The sequence below is a fragment of the Virgibacillus sp. LDC1 genome (genome assembly GCF_025792345.1).
Classification (GTDB): Bacteria; Bacillota; Bacilli; order Paenibacillales; family Paenibacillaceae; genus Paenibacillus_AQ; species Paenibacillus_AQ lautus.
This window is the reverse complement of the sequence record NZ_JAOXLZ010000001.1, coordinates 3,978,545-3,994,630: the sequence shown is the minus strand read 5'-3', so window position 1 is coordinate 3,994,630 and position 16,086 is coordinate 3,978,545. Positions and strand designations below refer to the sequence as shown.

Here is a 16,086-nt window from a genome sequence, read left to right as displayed (position 1 = left end):
ATATGAAATCAACAGGATGGAAGTTTGAGGGGAACCAGGGTGTCTTTAAGTTAAGTGATCCCGGACATCATAACTATTTATATTTTCCTTTAGTGAATGAGGCCGGCATGATGTCGGCCGTCACGCCGAATCTTCACGGTGAAATGACCAGCAGTCATAATACGTTTTTCATGTCGCCCGTATCGGTGGAGGATCTACATAATTCCAAGTCCGCACGTAATTTTTGGGTGCACGTTGACGGGCATGGCGCATGGTCCGTAACCGGCAATTCTGCCAAGCAGAACGCAAGCCGGTTCATGAACAAGGAAGAAGAAAGCCAATTGGAAGCCGGGTTTTTATGGCATAAGCTGACGCGGATGAACGGGGAGGCCGGACTGCAAGCGGAAGTAACCAGCTTCGTTCCGGTGACGGATGACAAAATCGAATTAATGAAAGTGAAACTGACCAACGTAGGCGGGCAGACGCTAAAACTGACCCCTACCGCGGCGATCCCGCTGTATGGCCGTTCGGCAGACGACCTAAGGGACCATCGTCACGTAACATCCCTGCTTCACCGGATCTTTGTCCATCGTAAAGGGATTGAAGTGCAGCCTGCTCTCTCATTTGACGAGCGGGGTCACCGTATCAATCACGTATCCTATAGTGTGCTGGGGGCGGAAGCGGACGGTGCGGAACCGATCGGTTATTTTCCGGTGCTCGAGGAATATATCGGGGAAGGCGGCGCGCTCGATTGGCCTGAGGCAGTCATTGCCAATAAGCCAGCAAGCGCACAGGCAGGAGACTCCGTGGAAGGGTACGAGGCTATAGGAGGTTTGCGGTTTGCGCAGGTTCAATTGCTGCCGGGTGAATCCAAGGTCTTTGTCATGGCAATGGTTATTTCAGAGGATCGCGCAGACACTGAAAGGCTGTCTGAAACGTATTTATCGGAGAATCGCTTTGATGGGCTGCTTGCTCAGAATGAAGCCTATTGGAATGACAAACTGAATACGGTATCCTTCCAGACCGGAGATCAGCAGCAGGACTTGTGGATGAAATGGGTAACCTTGCAGCCGATATTGAGGCGCCTATATGGCAACTCATTTCTTCCTTATCATGACTATGGCCGCGGAGGGCGTGGATGGCGTGACCTATGGCAGGACTGCCTCGCATTGATGATCATGGAACCGTCCGAGGTCCGGTATCTGCTGCTCAATAATTACGCGGGTGTCCGGATGGACGGAAGCAATGCCACGATTATCGGAACGAAGCCCGGTGAGTTTATCGCTGACCGGAACAACATACCGCGCGTATGGATGGATCACGGTGCATGGCCATTCATGACCACGCTGCTTTATATAGATCAGAGCGGGGATTTGGATTTCCTGAAGCAGCCGCAGACCTATTTCCGCGACGTATTTGTTAGTCGGTGCAAGGAGAAGGACAGCGGATGGCTGCCTGAGCATGGGAATCAGCTCTTAACCGTGAACGGTGAGGTATACGAAGGTACGATACTGGAGCACATGCTGCTGCAGAATTTGGTTCCGTTCTTTAATGTCGGTGAACACAATAACATCAAGCTTGAGGGAGCAGACTGGAATGATGGTCTCGATCTTGCCCCGGACAGAGGCGAGAGCGTAGCCTTTACTGCGTTCTATGCAAGCAATTTGATGCAGCTTGGCGATCTGCTGCTGGCATGGCAGGACGGCGAAGGCGTGGAGTTTCTTGAAATTGCGGAAGAAATGGCCGTGCTGCTTGATTCGGTAACGGCTCCCGTCTCCTATGACGATGTGCAGGAGAAGCTGGAACTGCTTGATCAGTATTATCAGGCCGTTAAAGTCTCCGTCACCGGAAACAAACGAAAGTTTAGCGTTGCGGAAGTTGTGAAGGATTTGAAATGGAAAGCGGACTGGATCATCCGGCATTTGCGCAGCAAAGAATGGATTACGAGTCAAGAAGGATACTCGTGGTTTAATGGTTATTACAATAATGACGGAGCGCGCGTGGAAGGCGACCATCCCCTTGGCGTGCGCATGACGCTCACAGGCCAGGTCTTTGCTGTGATGGGCGGAATTGCGGACGATGAACAGGTAGGACAAATTACGAAGTCGGTTGATCGGTATTTAAAAGATCCGAGCATCGGCTATCGTCTGAATACGAACTTTGGCGAGATTCAGCAAAATCTGGGGCGGGCATTCGGTTTCGCGTTCGGGCATAAAGAGAATGGAGCCATGTTCAGCCATATGAGCGTCATGTACGCTAACGCTCTTTATAAGAGAGGTTTCGTCCGAGAGGGATACGAGGTATTACAATCGATTTACGATTTGAGCAATGACTTTGAACGCAGCCGCATGTATCCGGGAATTCCCGAGTACATCAACGAGAAGGGAAGAGGGATGTATCCCTATCTTACCGGTTCGGCAAGCTGGCTTTTGCTTACCATGCTGACCGAGGTCTTTGGCGTGAAAGGAAAACTGGGACATCTGCTCTTGGAGCCGAAGCTCAGGCCTTCGCAATTCGGAGCCGATGGCATTGCCGTTGTGCATACGCGATTTGCGGGTAAACAGCTTCAGATTGTATACAGCAATCCGAAGCGATTGGATTACGGAAGCTATACGATTCAATCGGTTACGCTGAACGGCGAGAAGATTCAGCTGCGCAGTCAGAAACCGGGGGCAGCCGAATTGGATCGCAGCTTGCTGTCCGCGTTATCCGATGACGAGTGTCAACGGATTCGTGTCGAGCTTGCCTGACACACGAGCATACAACATTTTGGAAGCCCTGGCAGGCAAGTCGGCCGGGGCTTCTTCATCATGAATGGAGCGATTTTTTTGGGACATCAATTAGCAAACGGACAATTGGAAGTCGATATAGCGGAGGTTGGTCGTTACCAAGGCACGCGTTTTGACCGGACCGGTTTCATTACCCAGGCCAAATTGACCGAGAGCGGTCACACATTCTGTGTTCATGAGTTTGCGGATGGGTTTAACCCTCAGGGTGGTTCCGGGTTGTGCAACGAGTTTGGACTGCATGAAGGTATGGGGTATGCAGAGGCCGAAGTAGGCGGGTGGTTTCCTAAATTAGGGGTGGGCCTTCTTCAACGGATCAGCAAGGACTCGTATCACTTTCAGTATACGTATCCGGTGGAACCCTTCGATGTGGATATCACTTCGGATGACGTGAGTATCACCTATACGATTCATCCTAGGAACGTCAAGGGGTATGCGGCAAAGCTCGTTAAAAAAATCTCGATTCAGGACACGGCGTTGACGATAGATTATGAGCTCTTCAATGAAGGGAGCCAAAGGATAGATACGGAGGAGTACATTCATAATTTCATAGGGATTAATGAGGAATCGGTAGGACCCGAGTATAAGCTCAAGCTGCCTGTCCCTGTCCGTTTTACGGAGGTCGAATCGGATTATACCTCGGGCCTGCTGTCTGTTCATGATTGCGAGGTATGCTGGAATGAGAGACCCCACAAGCCCTTCTATGGGAGAATGCAAGGCTTTAACGGCAGCGATTATCCTTATTCCTGGCAGCTAACGCACAGCGCCAGCAGGGCGGGAGTGAGGGAGATCAGCGATTTTACGGTGGCGCATATGGCCCTGTGGGGGATCGGCCACGTTATTTCGCCAGAAGTGTTTATTCGATTAAGCCTGGCACCCGGAGAAAAGAGATCCTGGAGCAGAAAGTATCAATTCTTTTGCTGGTAACCGGAACAATTTAATGTGAATAATTACACTTGAAGGTCTATGGGATTGTTGCTATGATTAGCGTTAATTAGCATTCATAGTAGAGAAAGGGTGGAGAGTCTTTTGAGCAAGAGAGCATACAATTTTAACGCAGGACCTGCTGCATTGCCGCTTGAAGTGTTGGAGCGCGCCCAGGCCGAATTCGTCAATTACGGGGATACCGGCATGTCAATCATGGAAATGTCTCATCGCGGTGCTGTATATGAAGCCGTTCATAACGAAGCGCAGGCGCGCCTGCTGTCCCTGCTGGGGAATCCATCCGGCTACAAGGTGTTGTTCATTCAAGGCGGTGCAAGCACGCAATTTGCGATGATTCCGATGAACTTCTTGGGACAAGACCAGGTTGCGAACTATGTAATGACGGGAAGCTGGTCTGACAAGGCGATTAAAGAAGCCAAGCTGATCGGCGAAACTCATGTGGCAGCCTCTTCTGAGGAGAGCAAGTACATGGCTCTGCCTAGTCTTGAAGACATCAAGCTGTCGGATCATGCAGCTTACCTCCATCTTACTTCCAATGAAACGATCGAAGGCACGCAGTTTAAGGAATTCCCGGATACCGGTTCGGTGCCGCTTATCTGTGATATGTCGAGCGATATCCTCAGCCGTCCGTTCGATTTGAACCAATTCGCGATGGTCTATGCGGGTGCCCAGAAGAACTTGGGGCCGTCCGGCGTTGCCGTTGTGATCGTCAGAGAGGATATGATTACAGATTCTCCTAAACATCTGCCGACTATGCTCCGTTACAATACGTATTTGAAAAATAACTCGCTGTACAATACGCCGCCGTCTTTTGGCATCTATATGATCAACGAAGTGCTGAAGTGGATTGAGGAGAAGGGCGGACTGCAAGGCGTTCAAGAGATGAACCGCAAGAAAGCCGCGCTCATCTATGATGCCATCGATAACAGCGAAGGCTTCTACCGCGGATGCGTGAATGCAGAGGTGCGTTCCGATATGAACATTACGTTCCGTCTTGCCTCTGAGGAGCTGGAGAAGGAATTCGTGAAGGCATCGGAGCAAGCAGGCTTTGTCGGCTTGAAGGGTCATCGCAGCGTCGGCGGTTTGCGGGCTTCGGTCTATAACGCCGTTCCGTATGAGAGCGCTCAGGCGCTGGTAGAATTCATGCAGCAGTTTAAGAATAGTCACAGCTAATATTATACAAGATTACACAATGATAACCTTCCGCCGGTTTGGCGGAAGGTTATTTCTGGATATCCCGGGAAATCGGGAGGGAATCGGTTATAATAAAAATAAAACAGATGAAAAGGTGGACTTATCAACATGGCATTACACATCGTACTAGTCGAACCGGAAATTCCAGCCAATACGGGCAATATCGCCAGAACTTGTGCCGCAACGGGCACCCATCTGCACCTGGTCCGTCCGCTCGGCTTTAATACCGATGACAAAACCTTGAAACGGGCCGGGCTGGATTACTGGTATGCCGTACATATTGAATATCATGATTCCTTTGAGGAGCTGCAGGCACTCTATCCCGAAGGACGCTATTTCTACGCCACGACGAAGGCAACCAAGCGTTATATGGATATCGAATATCAAGACGGAGATTTTTTGGTGTTTGGCAAAGAAACCAAGGGACTGCCTCCGGAGCTGCTAGCCGCGAATAGCGAGCATTGTATTCGCATGCCGATGACGGATAAGGTGCGTTCGTTGAATCTGTCCAACTCCGCAGCAATTATGGTGTATGAGGCATTACGTCAATTAGATTTCCCGGGTATGGAATAAATTTTGCAAAACGTTGAGTTTTTTCGGGAAAATCATCCAGTATACCTAGTTGATATTGAAAAAAACTAAGAAATTCTTAATTTCCAGCAGGATTCGACAACTTTTTATCGAACTATTATACTAGGCCCTTGTTATCAGTTCTGAACTGTGGTGTCAGAAATCACTTGTTGAAAATGAAAGAGGTGTACAATCGTTATGAAACCTGCTGGTGTTGTTCGTAAAGTTGATCAGCTGGGAAGAATCGTTCTGCCTAAGTCTCTACGCAAGAGATATCAAATGAACGAGGGGGATCCCGTAGAAATTCTTGTACAGGGGGACCATATTATATTGGAGCGCTATCGTCCGAAATGCGTCTTCTGTGGTTCTATGGACGGAGTAAGCGAGTTTAAAGAACGCTATATCTGTTCACAATGCATGTCCGAAATGCAGCAGCTTCCCAAACATGCCTAGTACCTCACACGAATTACTTTTTGCGCATCGCTAATGAGCGGTGCCTTTTTTGTCCCTCAAAAAAATAAAACTCCCCCGATATACGAGGGAGACGCCTTACAGGCCTTTGGTTTTATCATCATTGTATGACGCGGTCCAAATGCCAACCATATAAAGGGCGAATACGAGCATGACGATCCAAAATGTTAATGAGAAAGACATCCTTGCCACCTCCTGCTAAGCTACTCTTTATTATAACCACCTTGGGCAAAAAAATAAACGAGAATATCAAGCCGGCTCCATTATTTGAAAAATAAGAAGTGCGTGGGTACCGGCCGCAGACTTCCGTCCGACGGTTTGTTCACGACGCGGCCGTTTAGGATTAGGGATGCGGACCCGCCGCCATCCAGATTATAAGCGTCAATCACGCCCAACTTTTTAAGCTTGTTCTGCAGCTCCTGCAGCGTGGCTCCCGATTTGCCCTTCTCATCATATCCTTCGGTAACCAGAATGAGCAGCTGATCGTCCTTGTAATTGCCGATGACGGTACGCGGTGCCCTGCCGGGAGTTGTTCTCCATTTCTCGGGTATTGTCGTTTTGCTGCCGTTTTTGAGCAGCACGGGTACAAAGGTAGCACCGAACATAGGATCAAGCCGGTCAAGCTCGCTCTGACTGTAGAACTTGCCACCGATCAGCTTGCCGGATTTGCTCATGCCGACAAAGGCAAGATCCTTAAAGCTCGGTTGAAACCCCGAGACGTATTTGCCATCATAATAGGTCGTGCTCAGCGGATGTCTGCCCCCGTTCCCGTCAGCGTATCCACCGGCATTAATTCCCGCAACCGCACCATGCCTGCTTACGGCACGCATGGTGGTTTCGACGGACCCGGGTCTGCCGCTTTCGCTTCCAAGCGACATTTTCATCGCGGAAGGGTCTTTCAGTTTGACCTTCATCGCATACCCGTGATAGGTGCCGGGATTGATCTTGTACAACTCAATTCGAATCCGGTCACTGTTGACCGTTTCAATAGGGACACCCAGTTTGGTGGTGATCCGGCGATTATAGATTTGCTCCGGGCGCGCGGCTTGCGATTCCGCTGTTTGCAGAATGGTTCCTACTGTGGCGGTTGTCTGCCGATAGAGCTTGGCCGTTTTTTCAATGGAGGATATCGTCTGCTCCGCAGAGACGGCAGCTTGATCCAAATCCTGTTTAATAACGGCTGACTGTTCCGATATGCTGCCGGATGGTATGTACTCCGCGGTTTCGTGCGACAGACGCGGCGGTTCCGTGATTAACCACATACACAGCAGCATTCCGATAAAAGGTGCAATGGCCAGCATAAACGTACGGTTTAACTGCTTGGGACGGATATACTTCAGTTTTCTCACTTCAGCAGCTCCATCTTGCGTTCCAGCTCCTTCAGCTGTTTCTCAACTTGGCTTAGTTGACTGTACAGCTTGTTGCTGTTGTCTGTTTTGCCGCTAGCCTGATCCTTGGTAAAGGTCAGCAGCTCATTAAACGACTGAACCTTGCTCTGCATTTCGTCCATTTCCTGAACCAGCTCGTTAAACCTTTGGTCGTACTCTGCTTTGAATGACGCCATCTCCTGGCGCGTATCCTGCTGCAGCTGCACCACGACTTGCTCCTTCAAGTGATTGCTATATAGGTAGGCTGCGGTGGTACCCAGCCCGATGAGAACAATCCAAAATACCCAGAACCATTTGGTGGATGGCCCCTTTTGCTGCACTTCCTCACGGGATTTATAGGGGGTATTGTGTTCCTGCTCCAACATTGGCATTTCATCACCCCTCAAAAACTATCATTTTTTCCAAATTTCATTCTAACATGTCAGAATTACTTTCGCAAAGACGAACCAATAGCACTTGTTTTTATGAAAAATAGATTGCCTAGAAAGATAGAGTGGGATACAATCTGTATAGATTTGATTATCAAATAGGATACATATAAGACATTCGCCATGCATACCGTCAAAGGCCCTGCGCCTATAGGATTAATTAACCTTTTTTCTATACGAATAACGGCTCCGAATTGCGTCTATCCATATCTGCAAACAACGGGGATTCGCAATACCGGATATGTAAGAAATTGACGGCGCTTACTTAATAGAGATACTAGAGATTCAAGATTGTTGATACAGGAGGTCTATTAGAAAATGAATCAGTGTTGGCGGGTAGTTATCGTTGGCAGTCAACCTACAAGCATGCTGGGAACAAAATTGATTTTGGAAGAGCAGCAGGATCTGCTCGTGGAGGGAATGACCTCCTCGGATTCAGAAGGGCTTCGAATGGTCGGGGATTTGCTTCCTGACTTGGTACTATTGGATTATCATTTGTCGGAACATACCTCGGAAGCCGTATTGGAGCAGATGAAGCAGCTGTCCCCGAAGACCCATGTCGTCATTATGACCGACAATGATGGCCTTCCTTTGCTGCAATCCTTGATCAGTCGCGGTGCTAGCGGCCTATTGTCCAAGCAGGCATCCACATTTCAGCTCATACATATGATTACCGGACTCCGGGAAGGTGTTGCCTCGCTGCCGCTCGACTGGGTAAGGCAAGGCATCTGGCCGTTAACGGCCTCTGCAATGAACGAAGGCGGACTCCAGCTCTCCGAAACGGAGGCTTTTATAATGGAACGGATCGTCCAGGGCATTACATACGACAAAATCGCCATGGAAATTCAGGTGAGCCGCCGCTCGATTGACAATTACCTCCGCAAAATTTATGTGAAGCTCGGGGTATCCACCCGTGCGCAGGCGATCGAGAAGTATGCGCTGTATACCCGCCAAGGCAGGCAAATATATGCCTAATGCAGGATTAAGGTATAATATATACATATCAGGAATACCTTTTAGAGGTTGTTAAGAGGCTCCTGAATACAAAACCGAGGTTTTGATAACGGTTAGAGGAGGGACTTCCATGCAGTATTCCTTTGCTTCCCGTGCACAGACCCTTTTGTCATCCCCGCTGCGCGATATCAGGGAACTTGCGAAGCGGGATTCTTTTATTTCCTTGGCAGAAGAGCTGCCGGCCGAAGAGTTATTTCCTTTGCATTCACTGGCAGAAGCGGCGACATCGGTGCTCTCCGAGGACCCGCTCGCCCTGCAGTACGGTGAGGCAGAAGGTTATGGACCGCTGCGCGAGTGGCTGAGCGAGGACTTTTCCAGGCGTAAAGGCCTGAGCGTTCAGCCCCAGCATATTCTGCTGACAACGGGCACCCAGCAGGCCATCGATTTGCTGGTCCGGGTGTATGTGGACCCAGGCGATCCGGTGCTGGTGGAGAATCCAACCTCACCGGGACTGCTCCAGGTGCTGCGTCTCCAAGGTGCCGTCATCGTACCTGTGGAGGGAGATCAAGACGGGATGCTGCCGGAGCATCTTGAGGCCATGATCCGGCAGCATAAGCCGAAGCTGCTGATGGCTGCCCCCAATTTTACCAATCCCACAGGCGTGATGTGGAGTTTGGAACGGCGCAAGCAGGTGCTGGAGCTGTGTATCTCGCATGGACTTCTTATCGTGGAGGATGATTCTTACGGCGATCTTTATTTTGCAGACGCCAAGAATCCGAAGCCCCGAATTCCTTCCATCTTCTCACTTGAGGAGCCGCAGGGAGGACATGTTCTGTATGTGGGCTCGTTCAGTAAAACCGTAGCGCCGGCGCTGCGTACGGGATGGGCTGCCGGGAACCGGCGCTTGATTGAGATGATGACGGCTGTGAAGCAGATGGCCGACTGGCAATCCAGCATGCTGAACCAGCGGATGCTGCATCATCTGCTGGAATCAAAGCATTTTAAGCTGGAAGATCATATCGCCATGCTCAATCGGGAATACGCAACGAGGCTCAAGCTGATGGTGGAGCTGCTGAAACGCAGCGCATGGAAGGATTCAAAGTATGCGGTGCCTCCCGGGGGGATGTTTCTCTGGGTACAGCTGCCTCCGGGCTTGAATGGGGATGCGCTCTTAAGAGCCGCTCTATTAAAAGGAGCTGCATTCCTGCCAGGCTCGATGTGCTCGGCAGCAGATCGCACCCGTGAGTGTATCCGGCTGAATTTTACGCATCCGGGGCGGGATGAGCTGCTGCTCGGCATGAATCTCATCAGCGAAGCCGTGATGGAATTTACAGCCCGGAATTAGACGTGGAAGGTTTCTTTTTGCGAAATCGTGTATAACATAGCAAAGCTGCTGATTGAGCCTGATTTCAGGTTCGGAATAGAATCAGCAGCTTTTTTTCATGGGCGAATGTTTGCTTGCTTGAGGGTCTGCATATAAAATCTATGATTTCACTACGGAAGCATAATCTGCCAGGGCCTGTACGCCGGCGGGCGTCAGCACGTAGCGTCCGCGGCTCACCCGACGGAACCAGCCGTAGTAATTGCGCTGCAGAATGTCAGCCGCCGATCCCACCCCGCTTCGATCCCGCACAGCCGCCGGAGAAATGCCGGTGAGCACCGCAGGGGCAGTTCCTTCTTGCCGCTCATGACCCTCCGGGAGTTCGCGCGAGCCCAGCTGCTCCACTTCCGCCGCATTCATGGCAGCAGCAACGCGCAGCGTCTTTTCGCGATAAGCGGTAACCAGCTTGGCCCTCGTCACCCCGCCCGTGTTGTAATCGCCGCTGCGCTCACGAAATTCATACAACAGGCGTTCCTTGCGCCTGATGGCGGTCCGTCCCTTCTGCACGGCCATCTCCGGCTCACAGAGCACCTCGACGAAGGGCGCTTTGGTTTTGTAAAAGGTGACCGTAATGAGTCCAAGTCCCAAACGTCCGCAGAGCCCCGTCAGCTCCGCCCAGCGCTGATTGACGGCTCCTTTCTTCGCCCGGCTCTTCTCGACGGCAAGGTAAACGTACGGGGTCAGCTTCAACCGCTCGATGCCCTGGAGCAGAAGGGCCAGATTGAATGTTTTTTTCAATTCCACAATCAGCGGTTCATCGGCGCCCTCTTTCATGCCGACAAGATCACAGTGGCGCACTTCGCCTTTCACTTCATAACCGTTCAATTCAAAAAAGGCCTTGAGGGGAGCGTACAGCTCGGCTTCATGCTTTATCGCCATGATGACTCTCCTTTTATTCGAAAGATGCTTAATGTCAAGTTAATGTAATTTCAGTATAGCATGGGGACGGCTCGCGTGGCGTACCCGAGTGTAGAATGGACCGGTGGTTAGATAAAATTGCATGCGCATGACTTCGAAAATAAGGTCAACTATTCCAAGTAAGTCGCATAGGTATGTAATACACTTTTTCGAAAATGGAATGTTTTCTAATGACGCTGTGGAATGGAAGCCAATCCCCATAAACAGACTCATAGGAGGTAGCGAAATGGATATTTTCGAACGCATAGCATCGTATCGGGCAGAAGGCGACCGTTTGGCGTGGAGCGGCACATTCAGGGAATACATTGAAATACTTAAGAAGGATCCCTCTCCAGCCATGACGGCACATGCCCGTGTATATGACATGATCGAATCCTACGGTTTCGAAGAGAGCGGGGGCCAGAAAAAATATAAGTTTTTTGAACAGGAAATCTTCGGTCTCGACCGAGCTGTTGAGAAACTCGTTGAGGAATATTTCCATTCCGCGGCCCGCAGACTGGATGTTCGCAAGCGCATACTGCTGCTTATGGGGCCCGTCAGCGGCGGGAAATCCACGCTGGTTACGCTGCTGAAGCGCGGCCTGGAGAAGCATTCCCGTACCGACCGGGGAGCGGTATACGCGATCGCCGGCTGCCCGATGCAGGAAGAGCCGCTGCATTTGATTCCGCTGGAGCTCAGACCGGAGATCGAGAAGGAGCTCGGCGTCCGAATCGAGGGGAATTTGTGCCCGGCCTGCCAGCTTCGGCTTAAGACCGAGTACGGCGGTGATATCGAAAAGGTTGAAGTCGAGCGGATATTAATTTCCGAGGAGAACCGGGTCGGCATCGGTACGTTTAGTCCATCGGATCCCAAGTCGCAGGATATTGCCGATTTGACCGGCAGCATCGATTTCTCCACCATCACGGAATACGGCTCGGAATCGGATCCGCGGGCCTACCGCTTTGACGGCGAGTTAAACAAAGCCAACCGTGGTTTGATGGAGTTCCAGGAGATGCTGAAATGCGACGAAAAATTTCTGTGGAATTTGCTCTCCCTGACCCAGGAAGGGAATTTTAAAGCGGGCCGGTTTGCGCTGATTAGCGCGGATGAACTGATCGTGGCCCACACCAACGAATCCGAGTATAAAGCATTTATCGCCAATAAGAAAAATGAGGCGCTGCAATCCCGAATGATTGTCATGCCGATTCCGTATAACCTGAGAGTCAGCGACGAGGAGAAGATCTACTCGAAGCTGATCGGCCAAAGTGATATGAAGCATATCCATATCGCGCCGCACGCGCTTCGTTCTGCCGCGATATTCTCCGTTTTGACGCGCCTGAAGGAAACGAAGAAGCAAGGGATGGATCTGATCAAGAAGATGCGCATGTACGATGGGGTGGAAGTCGAAGGATATAAAGAAGCGGACCTGAAAGAAATGCAGAATGAGTATCTGGAAGAAGGCATGTCCGGGATTGATCCGCGATATGTCATTAACCGGATATCCAGTGCTTTGATTAAGCAGGATCTTCAGTGCATTAACGCGCTGGATATGCTGCGGGCAATTAAGGATGGGCTGGATCAGCACGCTTCGATTGCCAAGGAAGAGCGGGAGCGTTATCTGAATTTTATCGCTGCCGCACGCAAGGAGTATGATGATCTGGCGAAGAAGGAAGTCCAGAAAGCCTTTGTGTATTCCTTTGAGGAGTCGGCCAAGACGCTGTTCGAGAATTATTTGGATAACATCGAGGCATTCTGCAACTGGACGAAAATCCGCGATCCGTTAACCGATGAGGAGATGGATCCGGACGAAAGATTGATGCGTTCGATCGAGGAGCAGATCGGTGTCTCGGAAAACGCAAAGAAGGCTTTCCGGGAGGAGATCATGATACGCATCTCGGCTTATTCCCGGAAGGGCAAAAAGTTCGAGTATAACAATCATGAGCGCCTGCGCGAGGCGATTGAGAAGAAGCTGTTCACCGACCTGAAGGATATCGTCAAGATTACGACCTCGACCAAAACGCCGGATGCCGTGCAGTTGAAACGGATCAACGAGGTTAGCTCCAGACTGATCGAGGAGCATGGGTACTGCCCGGTATGCGCGAACGAGCTGCTGCGATATGTGGGCAGTCTGTTGAATCGGTAATAACGAATAGAAGAATGGAATGCCATGAGAAACCATCTGTGAATTCGGGTGGTTTCTCATGTTTTGGGATGAAATGGCCCGGTTTTTCGGTGCAAATATACACACAATTAGGACTTTGGCATTATGTCTGTATGGTAAATATAGTCTATAATGGACCCTAAGTACTTGAACCTGTGATATGGATCACGCTATTTAGGAGTGGATTTTTCGAAATGATTGATGTTTCCCCGAAAAGACGCCAACAGTTGGAGTATATCGGATTGGATGAACAAGGGTTGGAGCTGCTGGCCAATCATCGTGACGTGTTTGCGAAGGTAGTTGAAGAGGTCGTTAACCGGTTTTACGCGCAGATCGGGACGCAGCCGCACCTGATGCAGATTATCGAGCGTACCTCGAACGTGGAGCGGCTTAAGGAGACCCAGCGGGTATACTGGATGTCGCTTGCGGCAGGGAGAGTGGACGATGCTTATATTGCCGAACGGATTAAGATCGGACAAGTTCACTCCAGAATCGGCCTGAAAACAGATTATTATCTTGGAAGTTACATGGTTTATCTGGACATTGCCACCGATTTACTGAAGCAAATCGTACCGGATCAGTGGATCCACGTGGTGCATGCGCTGAGCAAGATGTTTAATTTGGACTCCCAGCTCGTCCTGGAAGCTTACGAAATGAAAGAGAAAGAGAAGATCAACCATTTGGTATCGGATCAACAACGAATGTTGGAAGCGATTACAAATGCAGTTCAAGAATTAACTGCCATGATTGTGGAGCTGGATCAAAGTGCAGCCTTAATGGCAGACAATGCAATCAAAACTGCAGAAGCCCAAGATAAAGCGCATTCGCTGACTTCCGAGCTCGGCGAGGAAATTCTACATATTGAGCAGATGGGCAGCTTGATTAGGGAAATCTCGGATCAGAGCCACTTGCTCGGTCTGAATGCGGCGATTGAGGCTGCTCATGCCGGGGAGTTAGGCAGAGGCTTCGAGGTGGTTGCCGGCGAAGTTCGAAAGCTGGCCACCAACTCCAAGAAGGCGATGGATGAGATTCAGGACAAGGTTAGCGGCATTATTCGCAAGCTGGGTCTTGTAGAGCAGGAATCGGAAAAAACGTCCATGAACGCACGTAATCAGGCGGCAAGCTCGCAGGAATTAGCTGCTTTTGTGAAAATGATGGAAAAACTGGCCGATGATTTGGAATCACTTCAACATGAATATGATGTTCAGAAGCACGATGTCCAGGAGGAAAACGTATCCGAGAAGGTAAGTGTATAACAGGGATCCGAGAGCGAACAGATGATGTGTGCGCTATATGAAATGAACAGCAGCACCCGCGAAGGAGGAAACTTACCCTTCGCGGGTGCTGCTGTTATATGGCGCCATATTGTCCTTCAAGCGTGGTTAAATAAATCGCCGATGCAGCTTCTTGCCGTCATAGGAGAACAGGATCGGTTTGCCCTCGATCATGCTGTGCAGATGCACGGGTTTGCCCCAGAGCCGGTAAACATAGGGAATGGTGCGCTCCATATATTTCAGGTCAAGCTCAACGCCCTCGTACAGATGCTTGATCATCAGCTCGCCGGAGCGGAGATGATCGCCATCGGTCACCACGAGAAACGGCGAGCCGCCGTTTACGCGGGAGACGACCAGCTGGTCGCGGATATTTTCCCACGCCTTATCGGTGATTTTCCACTCCGGTCCTTTTTTCTCAAAGACATAGAGGTCCAGATCCTCCACCAATTCCTTTGTCAAATAATTGCGCAGGAAGGAGATATCGGAGTCGTATTCACGGACATCAAACATCTTATCCCGGTCCCAGCGGCGTTCGATATCCTCGAAGATTTTCAGCCCAAGGTAGTAGGGGTTCAGGCTGTGGCGCGACGGCTGCACAACCGAGGCATTAAGCTTGGCGAATTCCACCGTTTCCTCGCTGGTCAGGTCCATCTCCCGCAGAATACGCTGATGCCAGTACGAAGCCCAGCCTTCGTTCATGATTTTGGTTTCCATCTGCGGCCAGAAGTACAGCATCTCCTCCCGCAGCATGCTCATAATGTCCCGCTGCCAATCCTCCAGAATGTCGGAGTGCTCCTGAATAAACCACATGATATCTTTCTCCGGCTCGGGCGGGAAGCGTTTAGGTGCTGCCGGCGATTTGTCGGCTTTGTCTTCGCCGTCTTCGTCCATATCCCATAAATCGTCGTACCGGCCGGGAGGCTTTTGCCGCTTGGCTTCCTCTTTCTGCTCCTGCATCCGCCGTGCGGTGTACCGCTGCTTATCCAGTTTATCGGGCCTCACGATATGCGGATCCACATGCTCTTGAATCGCCAGCACCGCGTCGATAAACTGCTCAACCGCCTCCGTGCCATGCTCAATCTCATAACGGGAGATGCGCTCGGCAGTAGCCGACATGCTCTCGACCATATTGCGGTTGGAGACGGAGAAGCGGGCGTTGTTTTTAAAGAAGTCGCAGTGTGCAAGGACATGGGCGACAATGAGTTTATTCTGAATCAGGGAGTTGCCGTCCAGGAGAAACGCATAACACGGATTGGAGTTGATCACGAGCTCGTAGATCTTGCTAAGGCCGAAGTCGTACTGCATCTTCATTTTATTGAAGGTTTTTCCGAAGCTCCAGTGGCTGAACCGGGTAGGCATGCCGTAGGCGCCGAAGGTGTATATGATGTCTGCCGGGCAGATCTCATATCGCATAGGGTAAAAATCAAGGCCAAAGCCTGTAGCGATCTCGGTAATCTCCGCAATGGAACGTTCCAGTTCCGCGATCTCGTCTTGGTGCACGAGAATCCCCCCTTCGTCATTAAAAACATGGTTCTTATCATTTATATGGGATCTTGCTGCAGATATGCGGGCAGAAGAGGGACGCCGGGAATATATACAGGCCCCTGTCAAAAATTGTACATCCTCTCGGTCTACAGACTTAGCAAGCTGCCCGACTA

The 16,086-nt window shown here is 50.5% G+C and carries 13 protein-coding genes; 9 read left to right on the top strand and 4 right to left on the bottom strand.

Features of this window, described 5'->3' with window-relative positions:
* Positions 1-2 precede the first annotated feature (2 nt).
* The 5 genes from OHJ21_RS18005 (at position 3) to OHJ21_RS17985 (ending at position 5,927) form a co-directional block, all read left to right on the top strand.
* Positions 3-2,729, top strand: coding sequence for a GH36-type glycosyl hydrolase domain-containing protein (locus OHJ21_RS18005; protein WP_486020756.1), 2,727 nt, complete (start codon positions 3-5; stop codon positions 2,727-2,729).
* A 60-nt stretch (positions 2,730-2,789) separates the two neighbouring features.
* Positions 2,790-3,692: a hypothetical protein gene (locus tag OHJ21_RS18000; protein ID WP_486020754.1), complete on the top strand. Its 903-nt coding sequence runs from the start codon at positions 2,790-2,792 to the stop codon at positions 3,690-3,692.
* 102 nt (positions 3,693-3,794) lie between these two features.
* Positions 3,795-4,883 (top strand): 3-phosphoserine/phosphohydroxythreonine transaminase, encoded by a 1,089-nt coding sequence (gene serC / locus OHJ21_RS17995; RefSeq protein WP_100538924.1) that lies wholly within the window; start codon positions 3,795-3,797, stop codon positions 4,881-4,883.
* Between the two features lie 129 nt (positions 4,884-5,012).
* A complete protein-coding gene (trmL, locus tag OHJ21_RS17990; protein ID WP_100538923.1) occupies positions 5,013-5,477 on the top strand; it encodes a tRNA (uridine(34)/cytosine(34)/5-carboxymethylaminomethyluridine(34)-2'-O)-methyltransferase TrmL in 465 nt (154 codons plus the stop codon).
* 195 nt (positions 5,478-5,672) lie between these two features.
* Positions 5,673-5,927 carry an AbrB/MazE/SpoVT family DNA-binding domain-containing protein gene (locus OHJ21_RS17985; protein WP_009595823.1) on the top strand — a complete coding sequence of 85 codons (255 nt, stop codon included), beginning with the start codon at positions 5,673-5,675 and terminating at the stop codon, positions 5,925-5,927.
* Positions 5,928-6,208: 281 nt separating this feature from the next.
* On the opposite strand, the gene OHJ21_RS17980 is transcribed toward OHJ21_RS17985, so the two are convergent.
* The gene (locus OHJ21_RS17980; RefSeq protein WP_100538922.1) at positions 6,209-7,294 is read right to left on the bottom strand and encodes a phosphodiester glycosidase family protein; all 1,086 of its coding nucleotides are present in this window, start codon (positions 7,292-7,294) and stop codon (positions 6,209-6,211) included.
* Entirely contained in the window at positions 7,291-7,698 is a 408-nt protein-coding gene (locus tag OHJ21_RS17975) for a hypothetical protein (RefSeq protein WP_071218139.1), read from the bottom strand. Before OHJ21_RS17975 ends, OHJ21_RS17980 begins: the two co-directional genes overlap by 4 nt.
* Before the next feature lie 381 nt (positions 7,699-8,079).
* On the opposite strand from OHJ21_RS17975, the gene OHJ21_RS17970 reads away from it, so the two are divergent.
* Together OHJ21_RS17970 and OHJ21_RS17965 are read left to right on the top strand one after the other, a co-directional pair.
* On the top strand, positions 8,080-8,736 hold the full coding sequence (locus tag OHJ21_RS17970; protein ID WP_100538921.1) for a DNA-binding response regulator: 657 nt from the start codon (positions 8,080-8,082) through the stop codon (positions 8,734-8,736).
* A gap of 109 nt (positions 8,737-8,845) precedes the next feature.
* Entirely contained in the window at positions 8,846-10,060 is a 1,215-nt protein-coding gene (locus OHJ21_RS17965; protein WP_100538920.1) for an aminotransferase-like domain-containing protein, read from the top strand.
* Positions 10,061-10,198: 138 nt separating this feature from the next.
* Here OHJ21_RS17965 and OHJ21_RS17960 read toward each other — a convergent pair whose 3' ends face one another.
* The gene (locus OHJ21_RS17960) at positions 10,199-10,975 is read right to left on the bottom strand and encodes a DUF2161 family putative PD-(D/E)XK-type phosphodiesterase (protein WP_326114382.1); all 777 of its coding nucleotides are present in this window, start codon (positions 10,973-10,975) and stop codon (positions 10,199-10,201) included.
* 265 nt (positions 10,976-11,240) lie between these two features.
* Between OHJ21_RS17960 and OHJ21_RS17955 the strand changes: the two genes are divergently transcribed.
* Complete coding sequence (locus OHJ21_RS17955; RefSeq protein WP_100538918.1) at positions 11,241-13,136, top strand: PrkA family serine protein kinase; 1,896 nt, start codon at positions 11,241-11,243, stop codon at positions 13,134-13,136.
* Between the two features lie 212 nt (positions 13,137-13,348).
* Entirely contained in the window at positions 13,349-14,410 is a 1,062-nt protein-coding gene (locus OHJ21_RS17950) for a globin-coupled sensor protein (protein WP_100538917.1), read from the top strand.
* 126 nt (positions 14,411-14,536) lie between these two features.
* Here OHJ21_RS17950 and OHJ21_RS17945 read toward each other — a convergent pair whose 3' ends face one another.
* On the bottom strand, positions 14,537-15,928 hold the full coding sequence (locus OHJ21_RS17945) for a SpoVR family protein (protein WP_326114384.1): 1,392 nt from the start codon (positions 15,926-15,928) through the stop codon (positions 14,537-14,539).
* Positions 15,929-16,086 lie beyond the last annotated feature (158 nt).

What these genes read in the sequence shown, in the direction of transcription:
- trmL (WP_100538923.1), top strand. Translation starts at nt 5,013, where the DNA reads ATGGCATTACACATCGTACTAGTCGAACCGGAAATTCCAGCCAATACG.
- OHJ21_RS17975 (WP_071218139.1), bottom strand. Translation starts at nt 7,698, where the DNA reads ATGTTGGAGCAGGAACACAATACCCCCTATAAATCCCGTGAGGAAGTG.
- OHJ21_RS17970 (WP_100538921.1), top strand. Translation starts at nt 8,080, where the DNA reads ATGAATCAGTGTTGGCGGGTAGTTATCGTTGGCAGTCAACCTACAAGC.
- OHJ21_RS17950 (WP_100538917.1), top strand. Translation starts at nt 13,349, where the DNA reads ATGATTGATGTTTCCCCGAAAAGACGCCAACAGTTGGAGTATATCGGA.
- OHJ21_RS17960 (WP_326114382.1), bottom strand. Translation starts at nt 10,975, where the DNA reads ATGGCGATAAAGCATGAAGCCGAGCTGTACGCTCCCCTCAAGGCCTTT.
- OHJ21_RS18005 (WP_486020756.1), top strand. Translation starts at nt 3, where the DNA reads ATGAAATCAACAGGATGGAAGTTTGAGGGGAACCAGGGTGTCTTTAAG.
- OHJ21_RS18000 (WP_486020754.1), top strand. Translation starts at nt 2,790, where the DNA reads ATGAATGGAGCGATTTTTTTGGGACATCAATTAGCAAACGGACAATTG.
- OHJ21_RS17985 (WP_009595823.1), top strand. Translation starts at nt 5,673, where the DNA reads ATGAAACCTGCTGGTGTTGTTCGTAAAGTTGATCAGCTGGGAAGAATC.
- OHJ21_RS17955 (WP_100538918.1), top strand. Translation starts at nt 11,241, where the DNA reads ATGGATATTTTCGAACGCATAGCATCGTATCGGGCAGAAGGCGACCGT.
- OHJ21_RS17965 (WP_100538920.1), top strand. Translation starts at nt 8,846, where the DNA reads ATGCAGTATTCCTTTGCTTCCCGTGCACAGACCCTTTTGTCATCCCCG.